Raw genomic sequence first — 16645 nt, forward strand, 5'->3', positions numbered from 1 at the left:
GAAGGACCCACCCTAAGCGATTGTCCCAACATCACTTTGCGGCACGAAGGTGGCCGAAGCTAGCCTGATCCGGAAAGTGCAAATTATCATTAATTGCGAGCGACCGCTAATTCCGCCGCTGCCACCGGCCGCGCTCGTCGGCCTGCCAATAGGTCACCTCAAATCCGCGCGCCTTGCAAACCGTCCAGGCGCTGCGCGCCTGCGACAGTGCATCCGGATCGTCACCATTGAACAGCAGCACCATCCGCTCATAGCCCTGTGCGTCCTGGGGCAGCGCGGCGTTGTCGATCAGGAAGCGGACATTGGCTCCGTTCGGATTGTCCGCCTCGATCGCCAGCACGATCGGCTGATCGGCGGCATCGTTCACGCGCCATGTCGCGTGCGGCAGAAAGGAATCGTCGCGATAGGTCCACAAATGCGCATCCAGCGCATCAGCACGCTCCGGCGAGGTCGACTGCACCACGACGCGCCAGCCGCGTTCCAGCGACTTCTCAAGAAGTGGCGGCAAGACGTTCTCAACCGACATGTCTTGCAGATGGTAGAACAGGACCTCGGTCATTTGCTCTCGTAGTGGTCTGCCACCAGCCGGTCGAGCAGGCGTACGCCGTAGCCGGAGCCCCAGCTCTGGTTGATGTCGGTCTTCGGCGCGCCCATCGCGGTGCCGGCGATGTCGAGATGCGCCCAGGGCGTGCCGTCGACGAAGCGCTGGAGGAACTGCGCCGCGGTGATCGAGCCCCCGTGGCGGCCGCCGGTGTTCTTCATGTCGGCGAACTGGGAATCGATCAGCTTGTCGTATTCGGGGCCAAGCGGCATGCGCCAGACCTTCTCGCCGCTCTCGAGTCCGGCCGTCAGCAGCCGCTCGGCGAGTTCGTCATTGTTGGAGAACATGCCGGCATGCTCGGTGCCGAGCGCGACCATGATCGCGCCGGTGAGCGTGGCCAGATCCACCATGAATTTCGGCTTCATCTTCTTGGCGACGTACCAGAGCACGTCGGCCAGCACCAGGCGACCTTCGGCGTCGGTGTTGATGATCTCGATGGTCTGGCCCGACATCGAGGTGACGATATCGCCAGGACGCTGCGCGTTGCCGTCGGGCATGTTCTCGACGAGGCCGATAGCGCCAACGGCGTTGACCTTGGCTTTGCGCGCGGCGAGCGCGTGCATCAGGCCGACGACGCAGGCCGCTCCCCCCATGTCGCCCTTCATGTCCTCCATGCTGGCAGCCCCCTTAATAGAAATGCCGCCGGTATCGAAACAGACGCCCTTGCCGACGAAGGCGACGGGTGCAGTCCCCTTCTTGGCCCCATCCCAGCGCATGATCACGGTGCGGCTCGGCCGCGCCGAGCCCTGGCCGACGCCGAGCAGCGCGCCCATGCCGAGCTTCTGCATCGCCTTGACGTCGAGCACCTCGACCTTGACGCCGAGCTTGCGGAGCTGACTTGCCCGGCGCGCGAACTCCTCGGGATAGAGCACGTTCGGCGGCTCGTTGACGAGGTCGCGCGCGACGATCACGCCGTCGACCACATAGCCTGCCGACGCAAAGGCCTTCTTCGCCGAGGCGACATCGGCCACCGCAAGCGAGACGTCGGCGCGCAAGGCGCCGCCCTCCTCGCCCTCCTTCTTCTTGGTCTTGTAGCGGTCGAACTTGTAGGCGCGCAGCCGCAAGCCCGAGGCGATCGCGACCGCCTGCTCGCTCGTCATCGCCCCATCGGGCAGCTCCGCCATGATGGTCATGGCGCCACCTCCCGCCTGGAGCTTGCTCGCCGCCACGCCGCCGAATTTGAGGAAATCACTCGCCTTCAGGCCTGCGACCTTGCCGGCGCCGATCACGATCAGGCGAGTTGCCTTCAATCCCTCGGGCGCCAGGATGTCCAGCGCCGCACCGCTCTTGCCCTTGAAGGCGGCGGCCGCCGCCGCCCGCTTCACGAGATCATTGGCGGCGCCGAGCGCCTTGGCCGTCGCCGGCCCCATCTTCAGACTATCGTCGCAGAACACCACGAGGATGCCACGGGGCGCGGCGGCAAGCGGGACAAAGCCGACCTTGATGGCATCGGACATAGGTAACTCCTCCAAAACATGGGGCTTTTGCCGTTCGGCAGGTCCGGCCGAGGGCCGGCGCTGAACGTCGATTCACTGGACTTTCCGCACTATGGGCCACACGCCCGGCCGATGCCAAGCACCCCCCGTGGCCCGAACGCCACAACGAGCGAAATATTAACCATACCTTGACGGCGCCATGGGTCAGCCATTTTGTTGACGGATCAAAGGGATGGTAGTGAGAAGGTAAGCTGGCGGAAGAGGTGGCGGGTCGACCCTTGGGGATCCCTTTCAGGGATGGGTCGGGCGGTCAGGTTCCGGACCTGCGTTGGGGCCTTGGTGGGAATCGTGCGGTAGCGCATGGGGTCGATCGATAGGTATATTTTCCGCACGACGCTGGCGTCGTTTGCGCTCGTCCTGGTCAGCCTTACCGGCGTGATCTGGATTACGCAGGCGTTGCGCGGCATCGACCTGATGACGAGCCAGGGTCAGACCATCCTCACCTTCCTCGGCATCACCAGCCTCGTCATTCCGGCGCTGGTCCTGATCATCTCGCCGATCGCGCTGATGATCGCGATCTCGCACACGCTGAACAAGCTCGCGACCGATTCCGAGATCATCGTGATGAATGCCGCCGGCTTCTCGCCGTTCCGGCTGTTCTATCCGTTCTTCTACGCCACCTGCGTGGTGGCGCTCCTGGTCGCCTTCATCGCGGCCTATCTCGCCCCCGACGGCATGCGGCGGATCAAGCAGTGGGACGCCGAGATCACCGCCGACGTGCTGACCAACATCCTCCAGCCCGGCCGCTTCGCCCAGCTCGACCAGAACCTCACGATTCGGATCCGCGAACGCCAGCCCGGCGGCATCCTCGCTGGCATCTTCATCGACGACCGGCGCGATCCGAAGGAGCGCGTCTCGATCGTCGCCGAGCACGGCGAGGTCGTGAAGAACGGCAGCGGATCGTTCCTGGTGCTGAAGGACGGCAATCTCCAGCGCTTCGAGGCCGGCAAGCGCGATCCGGCGCTGGTGGCGTTCGGCCGCTACGGCTTCGACATGTCGAAGTTCTCCAACCAGGGTCACGACGTCACCCTCGGCATCCGCGAGCGCTATCTCTGGGAGCTGTTCTCGCCCGCCGAGGATGACCCCGTCTACAAGGCCGTCCCCGGCCAGTTCCGCTCCGAGCTGCATGACCGCATCATGGCGCCGCTCTATCCGTTTGCGTTTGCGGCGCTCACCTTTGCCTTCCTCGGCGCGCCGCGCACCACGCGCCAGAGCCGCAACTTTTCGATCGGCGGCTCGGTGATCGCGGTGTTCGGCCTGCGCATGGTGGGATTCGCCTGCTCGGTGATGGCGGTGAAGTCGCCGTTCGCGGCGGTGGTCCAGTACGCGATGCTGGCGGCCGCGATCGGCGCCGGGCTGTGGATGATCGTCGGCGGCGTCGTGGTCGAGCCGCCGCCCGCCCTGCTCGAAGCCATCAACAGATCGAACGCGCGGATCGCGCGCCTGTTCGGACGGCCGGCCACCGCATGAGCATGCTTACCAACACACTCGGGCGCTATTTCGCCGGCCGCTTCGTCGTCTCGGCGCTCGGCGTGTTCGCCAGCATTTTCCTGCTGCTCGTGCTGGTCGACTACATCGAGATGGTGCGCAAGACCTCGGGCCTGGCGTCGGCCTCCGCGATCATGGTCGCCGAGACCTCGCTGTTCCGCGTGCCGCAACTGCTGGAGAAGCTGACGCCGTTCTGCATGCTGATCGGCGCCATGACCTGCTATCTCGCCCTCTCCCGCCGGCTCGAGCTCGTGGTCGCCCGCGCCGCCGGCATCTCTGCGTGGCAGTTCATCTCGCCGGCGCTCGGCAGCGCGCTCCTGATCGGGGTGATCGCCACCACCGCCTACAATCCGATGTCGGCGAATCTGCGCGAGCTCTCCAAGCGGATGGAGGCCGAGCTGTTCGGCTCCGCGCCCGGCGGCGGCATCCAGGACGCCTCGGGCTTCTGGCTCAACCAGGTCACCAATGACGGTCAGGTCATCATCAACGCGGCGCGCAGCGAGCAGCAGGGCGTGCGGCTGACCGGGCTGACGCTGTTCCGGTTTGATACAGACTGGCATTTCAAGGAGCGCATCGAGGCGCGCGAGGCGACGCTGGAGGACGGTCACTGGCTGTTCAAGACCGTGCGGCGCTTCTCGCTGGACGCCCCGCCCATCGACCAGGCGCAGCTGGAGATTCCGACGACGCTGACCGAGGCGCAGGTCCGCAACAGCTTTTCCACACCCGAAACTGTGTCCTTTTGGCAACTACCGAGCTACATCCGCTCCTCCGAGAGCTCGGGCTTCGCGACAGCCGGATATCGACTCCAGTATCACAAGCTTCTGGCACAGCCGTTTTTGCTTGCAGCCATGGTGATGCTCGCGGCCTCCGTGTCGTTGCGCTTCTTCCGGATGGGCGGCGTGCAGAAGATGGTTTTGAGTGGCGTGGGCGCAGGCTTTCTGCTCTACGTTCTGTCGAAAGTAACTGAGGACTTGAGCAAGGCTGAGTTGATGCATCCGATCGCTGCGGCGTGGTTGCCCGTGTTGGTGGGCGGCCTCACCGGCTTCTTGGCCTTGCTCTATCAGGAGGACGGTTAGTGACTTCCGTCCGCCGAGGACTCGTGTCTCGTTTGACGCGGCGCACTGTCGTGCGCGCGAAGGGGTTCGGTTTGCCCGCGCGCAAGGTCCTGATTGCCGTCATCGCCGCCGCATCGCTCGCCGGCCTGATCGACGTCGCCGCCGTGACGCCGGCCGGGGCGCAGAGCTTCACCTACAATCCGCTGCCGCCGCGTCCCAAGCCGGCCCCGGTCGCCCACGACAACCAGATGCTGGTGCAGGCGACCGAGGTCGACTACGACTACAACAACTCGCGCGTCTCGGCGGTCGGCAACGTCCAGCTCTTCTACAACGGCACCAGCGTCGAGGCCGACAAGGTCATCTACGACCAGAAGACCAAGCGGCTCCATGCCGAAGGCAACATCCGCATGACGGATGCCGACGGCAAGATCACCTATGCCGAGATCATGGATCTCTCCGACGACTACCGTGACGGTTTCGTCGATTCGCTGCGCGCGGACACCGCCGACCAGACCCGCATGGCCGCGACCCGCGCCGATCGCTCGAGCGGCAACTACACGGTGTTCGAGAACGGCGTCTACACAGCCTGCGCGCCGTGCAAGGACGATCCGAAGAAGCCGCCGCTGTGGCAGGTCAAGGGTGCGCGCATCATCCACGACCAGCAGGAGAAGATGCTGTATTTCGAGACCGCGCAGCTCGAATTCTTCGGCGTGCCACTGGCCTACATGCCGTACTTCTCGACGCCCGATCCGACCGTGAAGCGCAAGTCCGGCTTCCTGATGCCCGGTTACTTTCCCGGTACGACGAACACCGGCTTTGGCGTCGAAGCTCCCTATTATTGGGCTATCGCACCCGACATGGACGCGACCTTCACCCCGCGCTTCATGACGCGGCAAGGCGTGCTGCTGCAGGGCGAATTCCGTCAGCGTCTGATCGATGGCTCCTACCAGATCCGCGCCTATGGCATCGACCAGCTCGATCCTGGAGCGTTTGCCGGGCAGCCCGGTGACCGCCAGTTCCGCGGCGCCATCGACACCAAGGGTCAGTTCGCGCTGAACGACAAGTGGGTCTGGGGCTGGGACGGCGTCCTGATGTCCGACTACTATTTCTTCTCGGACTACCGGCTGTATCAGTACCGCGATCCGCTCGGCTCGTTCCTGCTGCTGCCGACCGAAGCACTGTCGCAGCTCTATCTGACCGGCGTCGGCAACCGAAGCTTCTTCGATGCGCGCACGATGTACTGGCTGAGCTACTCGGGCAACCAGGGCCAGGTGCCGGTGGTCTATCCCGTGATCGACTACTCGAACGTGCTCAACTATCCGGTCTTCGGCGGCGAGTTCAGCTACCAGACCAACTTCGTGAACCTGTCGCGTGACGACGCCAAGTTCGACCCGATCACGACGCTCGCCAACACCGCCGGCCTGTGCACGACGGTGTCGGCCGATCCGCTCGCGCGCACGCCGTCGCAGTGCCTGTTGCGCGGCTTCCCCGGCACCTACACGCGGCTGACGGCGGAAGCGCAGTGGCGCAAGTCCTACACCGATCCGATCGGTGAGATCTGGACGCCGTTCGCCAGCGTCCGCGCCGATGCGATCAACTCCTCGGTGTCCAACCAGCCGGGCGTGTCGAACTTCCTGCCCGTCGGCGACACCCAGGCGCTGCGCCTGATGCCGACCGTTGGCCTCGAGTACCGCTATCCCTTCATCGACGTTCAGCCGTGGGGCTCGACCACGGTCGAGCCGATCGCGCAGATCATCATCCGGCCGAACGAGACCTATGCCGGCAAGCTTCCCAACGAGGACGCGCAGAGCATGGTGTTCGACGCCTCGAACCTGTTCAGCGTCGACAAGTTCTCCGGCTACGACCGCGTCGAGGGCGGTGGCCGCGCCAATGTCGGCGTGCAGGCCACCACGCAGTTCGACAAGGGTGGCGCCGTCAAGGCGCTGTTCGGGCAGTCCTACCAGCTGTTCGGCCTGAACTCCTTCGCGGTCAAGGATGAGATCAATACCGGCCTCGATTCCGGTCTCGACAAGCCGCAGTCCGATTACGTCGCGAGCCTCAGCTACTCGCCGAACCGGACCTACACGTTCAGCGTCCGCAGCCGGATGGACGAGCAAACCTGGAACATCCAGCGCTTCGAGGCGGAAGGCCGCGCCAATTTCGACCGCTGGTCGGTCAGCATGATCTACGGCAATTATGCGGCGCAGCCCGAGCTCGGCTATCTGACGCGCCGCGAGGGCATCCTGACGTCCGGCTCGGTGAAGGTTGCGGCCAACTGGGTGGTGACGGGCGCGGCGCGCTGGGATCTCGAGGCCAACAAGATCAACCAGTACGTTGTCGGCGCCGGCTATGTCGACGATTGCTTCGTGCTGGCGGCGAACTATGTAACTTCCTATAGCTACTCTGCGGGCACGACGCCGCCCGTGCTGAGCCACGCGTTCATGTTCCAGATCGGCCTGCGCACACTGGCGACCTCGACGGGGTCCAGCAGTTCCGGTCTCTCCGGCTATTAGTGAACGGTCTGAAGTGCCGGCCGCGTTTTCCCAGGGATCGCAGGTTCAGCGCGGCTGACATGCGAGCGACAATCATGACGACGACCCCATTGTCCATTCTTCGCCTCCTCCTTCCCGTCCTTGCTGCGGGGCTGATGCTCATCGGCACGCCGGCGCGGGCGCAGAACATCGTCGTCATGGTCAACGGCGATCCCATCACCGATTTCGACATCGAGCAGCGCAGCAAGCTCGACCAGCTCACGACGCAGAAGACCCCGAGCCGGCAGGACGTCATCAACGAGCTGATCGACGACAAGGTGAAGATGAAGGAGGGCAAGAAATACGGCGTCGATCCCGGCGTCTCCGACATCGACCAGTCCTACGCCGGCATGGCCCAGCGCATGCGCATCACACCGGAACAGCTCACCAAGTCGCTCGAGGTCAAAGGCGTCCGGCCGGAGACGCTGAAGAGCCGCATGAAAGCCGAGATGGTTTGGACGAGCCTCGTTCGCGGCCGCTACAAGGAGCGCTTGCAGGTCGGCGAAAAGGACGTCGCCGATAAGGTGCGGTCCGAGGGGGGCGAGAAGCTCCAGATCGAGGGCACCGAGTACAAGATGCAGCCGATCGTCCTGATCGTGCCGCGCGGATCGTCCCAGGCCTTCATGGAACAGCGGCACAAGGAGGCCGAGACCTATCGCGCACGTGTCGGAAGCTGCGAGGAAGCCAACTCGTTGTTCCGCTCGACGCCGAACGCCGCGATCCGCGAGAGCGTCACGAAGACGACCGCGGACCTGCCCGAGGCTCTTCGGAAAGTGCTCGACGACACGCCGATCGGCCACCTGACCCCGCCCGAGGTGACCAGGCAGGGCATCGAGATGGTCGTCCTCTGCTCGCGCAAGCCGACCACCATCGACACGCCGAAGAAGCGCGAGATCCGCGAGAAGATGTACGCCGAGAAATACGAGAAGACCTCGAAGGCGTATCTCGACGAGATCCGCAAGGCGGCGATGATCGAATACCGCAATCGCTGATGGCCAAGCCTCTCGCAGAGCCTTCTGCAAAGCCTCTCGCCCTCACCCTGGGAGAGCCCGCCGGCATCGGCCCCGACATCACGATCGCAGCCTGGCTCCGGCGCCGCGAGCTGAACCTGCCCGCCTTCTATTTGCTCGGCGACGAGGCTGTGGTCGCGCGGCGCGCCAGGGCGCTCGGCACTGAGGTCAGGATCGCTTCGGTGCGCGCGAGCGAGGCCGGAGCGGCATTCGCCGACGCCCTGCCCGTGGTTGCGACCGGCGAGATCGCGACGGCCGCGCCCGGCAAGCCCGACGAGTCCAGCGCGCCGGCCGCGCTCGCTTCGATCCGCCAGGCGGTCGCCGACGTCCGCGCTGGCCGCGCCGGCGCCGTCGTCACCAATCCGATCGCCAAGAGCGTGCTCTATCGCGGCGGCTTCCGTCATCCCGGCCACACCGAATTCCTCGCCGAGCTTGCCGCGCAGGACGGCCGCGTGCCGCAGCCGGTGATGATGCTGTGGTCGCCGCGGCTCGCCGTGGTGCCGGTGACGATCCACGTCTCGCTGCGCGATGCGCTCGCAGAGCTCACGAGCGAACTGATCGTGTCGACGGTGCGCATCGTCGCCGCCGAGCTGAAATCCCGCTTCGGCATCGTGCGCCCGCGCATCGCCGTCTCCGGCCTCAATCCGCATGCCGGCGAGGACGGCTCGATCGGCCATGAGGAGCAGACCGTGATCACCCCCGCCATCAAGGTGCTGCGCAACGACGGCATCGAGGCCAAAGGGCCCCTGCCTGCCGACACCATGTTCCACGACGCCGCGCGCACGACGTATGACTGCGCGGTCTGCATGTATCACGACCAGGCGCTGATCCCGATCAAGACGATCGCCTTCGACGATGCAGTCAACGTCACGCTTGGTCTGCCTTTCATCCGCACCTCGCCGGATCACGGCACCGCGTTCGACATCGCCGGCACCGGCAAGGCCAATCCGGCGAGCCTGATCGCTGCGCTTCAGCTTGCAAGCCGCATGGCCGGCGCGGTAGTGCCGCCGATCTGAAGTTCCCGCACGGGATGCTGCGAGTTCATCCCAGGAACTTCAGATCGACAAGCGGGACTACAATGATAGAGTTTTTGGTACCCTTGGCTTTCCGAAGTTCGCGCACAGGGTACCGCGGCTCACGACGAACTTCGGAAGGCTAAGGGCACGTGGCATGAGCGCGATCGATGACCTCCCGCCGCTTCGCGAGGTCATTCGCCAGCATGCCTTGTCGGCTCGCAAATCGCTCGGCCAGAACTTCCTCCTCGACCTCAATCTGACTGCGCGCATCGCGCGCGCGGCCGCACCGCTCGAGGAGGCCACCATCGTCGAGATCGGCCCGGGCCCGGGCGGGCTGACGCGCGCTTTGCTCGCGCTCGGTGCCGCGCGCGTCATCGCGATCGAGCATGACGAGCGCGCGATTCCGGCGCTCCGGGACATCTCCGCGCGCTATCCCGGCCGGCTCGATATCGTGCACGGTGATGCCATGACCTTCGACCCGCGGCCGCTGCTGGGCAGTGCCAAGGCCAAGATCGTCGCCAACCTGCCCTATAACATCGCGACCCAGCTCCTGATCAACTGGCTCACCATCGAGCCGTGGCCGCCCTGGTACGAGATGATGGTCTTGATGTTCCAGCGCGAGGTCGGCGAGCGCATCGTGGCGCGCGAGAACGAGGAGGCCTATGGCCGCCTCGGCGTGCTCGCCAACTGGCGCGCCGAGACGAAAATCCTGTTCGACATCTCGCCTTCGGCCTTCGTGCCGCCGCCGAAGGTCACCTCCTCCGTGGTACGCCTCGTGCCGCGCGCAAATCCGTTGCCTTGTGATCGCCGGCTGCTCGAGCAGGTCGCCGCCGCCGCCTTCGGCCAGCGCCGCAAGATGCTGCGGCAGAGCCTGAAATCGCTCGGAGCCGATCCGGCGCGGCTTGCGGCCGCTGCCGGCGTCGATGCGACGCGGCGCGCGGAGACCATCCCGATCGCGGGCTTTGTTGCCATGGCCCGTGAATTGGCCGATATACGCAGCGAACCCTGAAGCATGATCCGGACCGGAAGGGCCGCGTCAGCGCAAAGTGCGCAGCGGTTTTCCGAAGAGATCATGCTCAAACAATAAGCTAAAGCGCGATGATCGCGCTTTGGGCAAAATTTCGGAGGAGGAAATATGGCGCTGATGCGTCGGCAGTCCCTGGTCAAGTTCGATGCGCCGCTGTGCGAGACCATCATCGACACGCCCAAGCCGCAAGGCCGCGAGGTCCTGGTGCGTATCGAGCGCTGCGGCCTCTGCCATTCCGATCTGCATATCCAGGACGGCTATGCAGATCTCGGCGGCGGCAAGAAGCTCGACACCACGCGCGGCATGACGCTGCCCTTCACGCTCGGCCACGAGATCGCAGGCGTCGTCGAGGAAGTCGGCCCCGACGTGCCGGCCGGCCTCGTCGGCGCGAAGAAGGCGGTGTTTCCGTGGATCGGCTGCGGCCAGTGCCGCGACTGCCAGAACGGTGACGAGAACCTCTGCGTCAAGCAGCGCTTCCTCGGTGTCTCCATCGACGGCGGCTTTGCCAGCCACGTGCTGGTGCCCGACGCAAAATACCTGCTCGACTACGATCCGCTGCCCGTCAACCAGGCCGCGACGCTGATGTGCTCCGGCGTGACCGCCTACGGCGCGCTCAAGCGCCTGCTCGATCGCCCGCGCCAGCGCAACCTCTTGCTGATCGGTTTGGGCGGTGTCGGCATGATGGGCCTGTCGTTCGCGCAAGCCATGTTCAAGCAGCCGATCACGGTCGCCGATCTCAGCCCGACCGCGCGCGAGACCGCGCTGAAGAACGGCGCGGCGGTCGCCTATGATCCCGCCGAGCCTGATGTGATCAAGCGCATCCTGAAGGAGACCGAGGGCGGCTTCGACGAGATCGTCGATTTCGCCGGCAACGAGAAGTCAATGGCCTTCGCTGTCGCGGTCGCCGCGCGCGGCGGCAAGATCGTGGTATCCGGCCTGATGGGCGGACAGTTCACACTGCCGATGGTGCAATGGGTCTACAAGCGCATGACCATCGAGGGCTTCATGGTCGGCACGCTCGCGGAAGGCCATGAGCTGATGGCGCTGGCCCGCGCCGGCGAGATCAAGCCGACGCCGATGCGCGAGGAACCGATGGCCGACGTCCAGAAATGGATCGACGAGCTGCGCGCCGGCAAAGTGGTCGGCCGTATCGTGCTGAAGAACTAAGCTTTCGGCGCGGCGGCGTGGCGGAACACCTCGCCGCGCCCATGCGAAGATCAACACCAGGTTCGACACGACCAGCGCGTCGCTGAAGTAAATGCACGAAGGCGCAGATTCGTTCGGAGCGCAACGCCGCGCGGAACGGCAGCGGCCCGAACGGCGTTGGCAGCGCATGTCCATTCGCTGCGTCGTCGAAAACGCATTCTTCATCGCCTGGGGCTTTCTGGAAAAAAGCGGAGAGCTCGGCGAACCTGATGCGTCCGCAAACGTCATCCTCGACACGATCGAGGCGCAGCTCAAAACCGGCGAGCGCCGGCAGTTGATGCTCGCCAACAGGGCGATCACCGCCTACCGCGAGCACGCCGCGCGGACTCGCGCGTCGGCCGATCGCGAAGCACGCAGCGGATAACGGCCGCCCGCGACGCTCTCGGACCCGCCGGCCTGGCGGCGTTCAACGGGTGTCGGCCGGCGGTCCGTCGGGCAGAGCGCACGCGGTGCTCGGCAACAGCCACGCTAGTCTAATCCGCACTCCGCTTACGTTCACTCCTGAACAGAGCGCTTTTTGGCGAAGTGCTGGCCGCGATGCTGCGGCCGCCGGGTAGCGCCTGGGGTCCTCCACCTCGATTGTCGCCGAGACACGCAGCATCGGGCCCGGCAATGAACACCGGGCGTCGAAGCGAGCCAGGCCATCGACCATGCAGCGTGCGACCGGACAGAAGCGCGGGGCGTGTCCATCCTGCCCGTTCGGCGCGGTGCAGGCAGCACTGCAATCGCGCCTGAGCTTCCTGGTCAGTGTCCTTACTGATATCGGTGCTGACGAGATCGACCGAGTACAGACGGAAGCACCCCGGCCAGGTGCTTCATGATCAAATCGGGCCGTTCAGGGCGGAGGCCGCCGGCTGCGTGATCAGCTCGTTCGTCCTTGACGGCCCATGAGGAGGCCATAGGCGAAAAGCAGGATGACCGCGCCGACCACGGCGCCGATGAACCCCGCGGATTCGCCCGGCCCATACCATCCGACGGACTGGCCCAGGAAGGTCGCGACAAACGCGCCGACAATTCCCAGGATCGTGGTCAGAATGAAGCCCTTCGGCTCATTGCCACCTGGCATGACGAACTTGGCGATCACGCCCACGATAAAGCCAATGACGATAGTCCAGAGGATGCTCATCTCATCGCTCCTGTCCCGGGCAGGCAATCGGCACGACCGCCATCGTGAACGGGATCGCATCGAGCCGCCCTTGACATAGATCAAGGAACGTCATCGTTCCTGCCGCGGCGTGGTACGTCTGCCCGCCTGCTCGGCTGGTCCGCGGAAACGTCGCGGTCGTGCGGCATCCCGGCCAGGCAATCCCCATCGAAGGCTCGTGGTTCGGAGATACCAACGACTATGAGAGCATGTCCGTCAAAGTGACGGTTCACAAGATCAGCGATATTCGCGACCCTTCCGAGAGCTGACGGCGCGGCCGCAACGGCGTCAACGCGCCGAACCCTCCGTGCTTCTCAGCTTGGACAGCTCGCGGGCCGTCTCAAGGATCATGTCGATCCGCTGCTGCAGCCGCTGCTGCAAGTCGGGAATATTGACCTTGTCGGTGACGCGGTAGGCGTTGCCGACGTGTTCGACATAGCCTTGCTTGATCATCTCCTCGAGACGCCGCAGCACCGTCGCGCGCGGCAGCTTCAGCGCCTGTGCGATCGTGGTCGCGCGCACCGGCGAGCACATCGCGGTCCGCAGGAACAGGTAGATGCCGATCGTGCGGAACGTCGCACTGTCATTCTGCCTGACGAAGTCGGCACCATAGTCGTCGTTGAGGCTGCGGATCAGGCCGAGATAAAGCCGGCTCAGCAGCATGCGCTCCCGCGCCATCTCGATGCGCGTCGGGGGCTTCGCGGCATCGAGAAGCACGAACTCTTCGCCCGCCGCCGTCCATTTCGACGGTTCAGCGGAGTCGCTCTTGTCGGAATGATCCTGAAGGGCCATGACCATGTTCCTTCAAATGTCATCACGAGGTCCAGCTTACCGCGCATTCGCGGCATCTAGATAGGCAGTTTAAGCCAAAAGGGCCGACGCTTCGAAATCGTGAAGAAAGGAACCGCATCCCGTGGCCCGAGCGAAACACCTCGAAGAAGAAGCTTCCTCCCGGACAAGGTCGCGACGATCAGCCGTCACGATGGAAGGCGATGGCAAAAGAAGGAGATGAGTTTCAAACGGGCTCAAGCCATCCTACGGGGCTTATTGTCGTTCGAGATGGCATGGATCGCCGCTCCGACGGCTGTTCGGGCACATGGACCTCGACGAGCAGCAATTGCGGCCGAAAATTGTCCGATTTCGCCGCAGAACGAACGCGGCACGGGCCCGATTTAAGCCTCATCCTCTCCGGATTTGCGGCTCATTGCCACCCAACTCTTTGACGAGAAGGGGCTGCTAACAAGTTGCGTCGTGCGTAACCGGGAGACCAGGATGGGCAACCGATCCGCGAAATTCATATCCACGCTTGTCGCCAGCATCATCGCGGGCGTGCCACTGGCAGCCGTGTCGCAGAACGCGCCGAGCACATCGAATGCCGCGAGCACGCAGAACGCCGCGAGCACAGCCGACGACGACTGCCTCGCCTCACCCAAGGCCACCGCGCCGCAGGGGCAGCACTGGTACTATCGCCTCGATCGCGCCAGCAAGCGGAAGTGCTGGTATCTGCGCGCCGAAGGCGACAAGGGCACGCAGACATCGACCGTGCAGAACACGCAAAACGCGACCAGAACGGCGGACGCGGAGCCACTAGCACCGCACCCGGTCCAGGATGCCCGCGCTGAATATGTGGCGCCGCAGGGCGGAACCGCACCGAGTCCGCCGAATGTGACTGCGCCTACGCCGACCGCGGCGGTCGCGCCGCCGGCGCCGCAGCAGCGGCCTTCGGGGACCCCCGCCGACAACAATGTGCAGCAGCCGGCGGTCAGCGCGCGTTGGCCCGATCCCTCACCCGCGCCGGCTGCGCCAGAGGCGCAGCCGGCGGCCGCACCGGTCACGGCCGATGCGCCGCCGAGCGCGGAGCCCTCACAATCCGCTGCTCCGCAATCCCCTGCTCCGATGACGCTGGCTACGGCCGATGCCTCCGCCAAGCCGACCGGCTCGCTGCAGACGCTTCTGCTCGTGATCGGCGGCGCGCTGGCGCTCGCGGGCATCACCGGCAGCGTGATCTATCGCTTCGCCGGCTCACGTGTCCGCGTCCAGGCCGTTGACGGTCCCCGTCGCGTGAATTGGGACAATTGGGAGCAGCAGGATCAGGACCACAACCGTGCACCCTGGCGCGACGCGGCACCTGCCTCACGCGTACAACGGCCCCGCCCGGTCGATTTCGACGTCGTATTCCCGCGCGCCGCAAGACCCGCAATCGCCGACAATCTCGATGCGATCCAGACGCGCGCGATCGAGGACGAGCAAGACGGCAGCAATGTCGAGGCATTCAAGGCCGCGACGCCCGCACCGCAGTTCGCGGCAATCGACGCCTATGTCGAAGAGGCTCAAGTCGAAGAGACCCATATCGAGGAGGCCCATGCCGAAGAGACTGCAGTCGAAGAGCCGGCCGAGTCCGATGCCGACGCAGTCGACATCGACGTCATCACCCAGATGCTGGAACAGCTGGCGAAGGAAGGGCCGCGACTGACGCGGCCTAACCCTGAAGCTGGCCTTGCAGACTTCGCACAAAGCCGACGAGGCCAATCCGCCGCTCGCGCTTGAGGCGCTCGGCCTTCAGGATCGACTGCACCTCGGCGAAGGCCTGATCGACGTCGTGGTTGATGACGATGTAGTCGTACTCGGCCCAGTGGCTCATCTCGTGGCTGGCGCGGCTCATCCGCTTGCGGATGACCTCGTCCGAATCCTGGGCGCGCGAGTGCAGGCGCTTCTCGAGATCGGCCGCCGAGGGCGGCAGGATGAAGACGCTGACGACGTCGGCGCGCGCCTTCTCGCGCAGTTGCTGCGTGCCCTGCCAGTCGATGTCGAACAGCACGTCCTGCCCCGCTGACAGCGCAGCCTCGACGGGGCCGCGCGGCGTGCCGTAGCGGTTGTCGAACACGGTCGCCCATTCCAGGAGCTCGTCACCCTTCACCATCGCTTCGAAGCGGGGCTTGTCGACGAACAGATAGTCGCGGCCGTCGACCTCGCCGGGGCGCATCGGACGCGTTGTCGCGGAGACCGACATTTTCAGACCGGGCATTCGCTCGATCAGAAGACGCGACAGCGTCGTCTTGCCCGCCCCCGATGGCGAGGACAGCACGAACATCAGCCCGCGCCGCTCGACACCGTCAGTTCCGTGACCGCCCGTCGTCATCGATCACTCCAGATTCTGGACCTGCTCGCGGAACTGCTCGACCACGTTCTTCATGGCGAGTCCCGTATTCGTCAGCTCGATGTCGTTCGACTTCGAGCAGCAGGTGTTGACCTCGCGGTGAAACTCCTGGGCGAGGAAATCGAGCTTGCGCCCGATCGGGCCGCCCTTGCCGATCAACTCGCGCGCCTGCGCGACGTGCGAGGCGATGCGGTCGAGCTCCTCGCGGATGTCGGCCTTGGTCGCGATCAGGATCGCTTCCTGCATCAGGCGGTCGGAATCGAAACGGTCGGAGGTGTCGAGCAATGCGGCGATCTGCTCGGCGAGCCTCGCCTTGATTGCCTCCGGCTTGCGGCCGGGGGCGGCCTCCGCCTTCGTCGCCAGCGCCTCGATCTCGTCCACGCGCTGGGTCAGGATCTGCCCGAGCGAGGTCCCCTCGCGCTTGCGCATCGCGACGAGATCGGCGAGCGCCTTGTCGAAAGCTTCGGCTGCTGCTGCTCGCGCCGCCTTGTCCTCCTCCTCGTCGCCCTCGGGCTCGGCGACTTCGACGACGCCTTTGATGGCGAGCAGGCCATCGATGCTCGGAGCCACCGCGTCGACCTTGCCGGCTATCAAGGCGGCAGCCTTGAGCACAGCGCCGAGCACGTCCTCGTTGATGCGGACCGTGGCGGCGGCATTGGTGCGCTTGACATTGAGATTGGCGTAGATGGTGCCGCGCGACAGCACCTCGCCGGCGCGTTTCTTGGCATGGGCCTCGAGCTCGTCGAACCCCTGCGGCAGCCGCACGCGCAGGTCAAAACCCTTGGCGTTGACCGACTTCAATTCCCATTCGAACGTATACGGCCCGCTAGCGCCGTGGCTGCGGGCAAAGCCGGTCATGGACGACAGCGCCATCGGGTGAGCTTCTCCGGACAGATGAGATTCGTAAGGCCATC

15 protein-coding genes are annotated in these 16645 nt (G+C 65.1%); 9 read left to right on the forward strand and 6 right to left on the reverse strand.

Annotated elements, in window-relative coordinates; all coding sequences use genetic code 11:
* Positions 1-106 precede the first annotated feature (106 nt).
* Positions 107-559, reverse strand: a complete 453-nt coding sequence (locus tag AYJ54_RS15915; RefSeq protein WP_063699926.1) for a DNA polymerase III subunit chi — start codon at positions 557-559, stop codon at positions 107-109.
* Complete coding sequence (locus tag AYJ54_RS15920; protein ID WP_063699928.1) at positions 556-2058, reverse strand: leucyl aminopeptidase; 1503 nt, start codon at positions 2056-2058, stop codon at positions 556-558. The genes AYJ54_RS15915 and AYJ54_RS15920 overlap by 4 nt, the downstream gene beginning before the upstream one ends.
* A gap of 339 nt (positions 2059-2397) precedes the next feature.
* Here AYJ54_RS15920 and lptF point away from each other — a divergent pair, with 339 nt between their 5' ends.
* From lptF to AYJ54_RS15960, 8 genes are all read left to right on the forward strand, one after another.
* Positions 2398-3567, forward strand: coding sequence for an LPS export ABC transporter permease LptF (gene lptF, locus AYJ54_RS15925; protein WP_063699930.1), 1170 nt, complete (start codon positions 2398-2400; stop codon positions 3565-3567).
* Positions 3564-4661, forward strand: coding sequence for an LPS export ABC transporter permease LptG (gene lptG / locus AYJ54_RS15930; RefSeq protein WP_063699936.1), 1098 nt, complete (start codon positions 3564-3566; stop codon positions 4659-4661). Before lptF ends, lptG begins: the two co-directional genes overlap by 4 nt.
* Positions 4661-7153 (forward strand): LPS-assembly protein LptD, encoded by a 2493-nt coding sequence (locus AYJ54_RS15935; protein WP_063699940.1) that lies wholly within the window; start codon positions 4661-4663, stop codon positions 7151-7153. Before lptG ends, AYJ54_RS15935 begins: the two co-directional genes overlap by 1 nt.
* Positions 7154-7212: 59 nt before the next feature.
* The gene (locus AYJ54_RS15940; RefSeq protein ID WP_136623731.1) at positions 7213-8163 is read left to right on the forward strand and encodes a peptidylprolyl isomerase family protein; all 951 of its coding nucleotides are present in this window, start codon (positions 7213-7215) and stop codon (positions 8161-8163) included.
* Entirely contained in the window at positions 8163-9197 is a 1035-nt protein-coding gene (gene pdxA / locus AYJ54_RS15945) for a 4-hydroxythreonine-4-phosphate dehydrogenase PdxA (RefSeq protein ID WP_063699942.1), read from the forward strand. Before AYJ54_RS15940 ends, pdxA begins: the two co-directional genes overlap by 1 nt.
* 154 nt (positions 9198-9351) lie before the next feature.
* Positions 9352-10206, forward strand: coding sequence for a 16S rRNA (adenine(1518)-N(6)/adenine(1519)-N(6))-dimethyltransferase RsmA (gene rsmA / locus AYJ54_RS15950; RefSeq protein ID WP_063699944.1), 855 nt, complete (start codon positions 9352-9354; stop codon positions 10204-10206).
* A 126-nt stretch (positions 10207-10332) separates the two neighbouring features.
* Positions 10333-11391: an alcohol dehydrogenase gene (locus AYJ54_RS15955; protein WP_063699946.1), complete on the forward strand. Its 1059-nt coding sequence runs from the start codon at positions 10333-10335 to the stop codon at positions 11389-11391.
* Positions 11392-11482: 91 nt separating this feature from the next.
* Complete coding sequence (locus AYJ54_RS15960) at positions 11483-11794, forward strand: hypothetical protein (protein WP_245329031.1); 312 nt, start codon at positions 11483-11485, stop codon at positions 11792-11794.
* A gap of 498 nt (positions 11795-12292) precedes the next feature.
* Here AYJ54_RS15960 and AYJ54_RS15965 read toward each other — a convergent pair whose 3' ends face one another.
* Together AYJ54_RS15965 and AYJ54_RS15970 are read right to left on the reverse strand one after the other, a co-directional pair.
* Complete coding sequence (locus AYJ54_RS15965; protein ID WP_063699948.1) at positions 12293-12556, reverse strand: GlsB/YeaQ/YmgE family stress response membrane protein; 264 nt, start codon at positions 12554-12556, stop codon at positions 12293-12295.
* 306 nt (positions 12557-12862) lie between these two features.
* A complete protein-coding gene (locus AYJ54_RS15970) occupies positions 12863-13366 on the reverse strand; it encodes a helix-turn-helix domain-containing protein (RefSeq protein ID WP_161491864.1) in 504 nt (167 codons plus the stop codon).
* 480 nt (positions 13367-13846) lie between these two features.
* Here AYJ54_RS15970 and AYJ54_RS15975 point away from each other — a divergent pair, with 480 nt between their 5' ends.
* A complete protein-coding gene (locus tag AYJ54_RS15975; protein ID WP_063699952.1) occupies positions 13847-15121 on the forward strand; it encodes a hypothetical protein in 1275 nt (424 codons plus the stop codon).
* Here the strand turns inward: AYJ54_RS15975 and gmk are convergent.
* Both gmk and AYJ54_RS15985 read right to left on the reverse strand, forming a co-directional pair.
* Positions 15054-15713 (reverse strand): guanylate kinase, encoded by a 660-nt coding sequence (gene gmk / locus AYJ54_RS15980; protein ID WP_063699954.1) that lies wholly within the window; start codon positions 15711-15713, stop codon positions 15054-15056. The genes AYJ54_RS15975 and gmk overlap by 68 nt on opposite strands.
* Before the next feature lie 3 nt (positions 15714-15716).
* Complete coding sequence (locus AYJ54_RS15985) at positions 15717-16604, reverse strand: YicC/YloC family endoribonuclease (protein ID WP_063699955.1); 888 nt, start codon at positions 16602-16604, stop codon at positions 15717-15719.
* Positions 16605-16645 lie beyond the last annotated feature (41 nt).

The organism is Bradyrhizobium centrolobii, assembly GCF_001641635.1.
GTDB classification, from domain to species: Bacteria; Pseudomonadota; Alphaproteobacteria; order Rhizobiales; family Xanthobacteraceae; genus Bradyrhizobium; species Bradyrhizobium centrolobii.

Bases quoted from the DNA above. Each gene is read 5' to 3' on its own strand.
- lptF (WP_063699930.1), top strand. From the start codon at position 2,398: ATGGGGTCGATCGATAGGTATATTTTCCGCACGACGCTGGCGTCGTTT.
- AYJ54_RS15970 (WP_161491864.1), bottom strand. From the start codon at position 13,366: ATGGCCCTTCAGGATCATTCCGACAAGAGCGACTCCGCTGAACCGTCG.
- AYJ54_RS15940 (WP_136623731.1), top strand. From the start codon at position 7,213: ATGCGAGCGACAATCATGACGACGACCCCATTGTCCATTCTTCGCCTC.
- AYJ54_RS15920 (WP_063699928.1), bottom strand. From the start codon at position 2,058: ATGTCCGATGCCATCAAGGTCGGCTTTGTCCCGCTTGCCGCCGCGCCC.
- rsmA (WP_063699944.1), top strand. From the start codon at position 9,352: ATGAGCGCGATCGATGACCTCCCGCCGCTTCGCGAGGTCATTCGCCAG.
- AYJ54_RS15985 (WP_063699955.1), bottom strand. From the start codon at position 16,604: ATGGCGCTGTCGTCCATGACCGGCTTTGCCCGCAGCCACGGCGCTAGC.
- AYJ54_RS15915 (WP_063699926.1), bottom strand. From the start codon at position 559: ATGACCGAGGTCCTGTTCTACCATCTGCAAGACATGTCGGTTGAGAAC.
- pdxA (WP_063699942.1), top strand. From the start codon at position 8,163: ATGGCCAAGCCTCTCGCAGAGCCTTCTGCAAAGCCTCTCGCCCTCACC.
- AYJ54_RS15975 (WP_063699952.1), top strand. From the start codon at position 13,847: ATGGGCAACCGATCCGCGAAATTCATATCCACGCTTGTCGCCAGCATC.
- AYJ54_RS15960 (WP_245329031.1), top strand. From the start codon at position 11,483: ATGCACGAAGGCGCAGATTCGTTCGGAGCGCAACGCCGCGCGGAACGG.
- gmk (WP_063699954.1), bottom strand. From the start codon at position 15,713: ATGACGACGGGCGGTCACGGAACTGACGGTGTCGAGCGGCGCGGGCTG.
- AYJ54_RS15955 (WP_063699946.1), top strand. From the start codon at position 10,333: ATGGCGCTGATGCGTCGGCAGTCCCTGGTCAAGTTCGATGCGCCGCTG.
- lptG (WP_063699936.1), top strand. From the start codon at position 3,564: ATGAGCATGCTTACCAACACACTCGGGCGCTATTTCGCCGGCCGCTTC.
- AYJ54_RS15965 (WP_063699948.1), bottom strand. From the start codon at position 12,556: ATGAGCATCCTCTGGACTATCGTCATTGGCTTTATCGTGGGCGTGATC.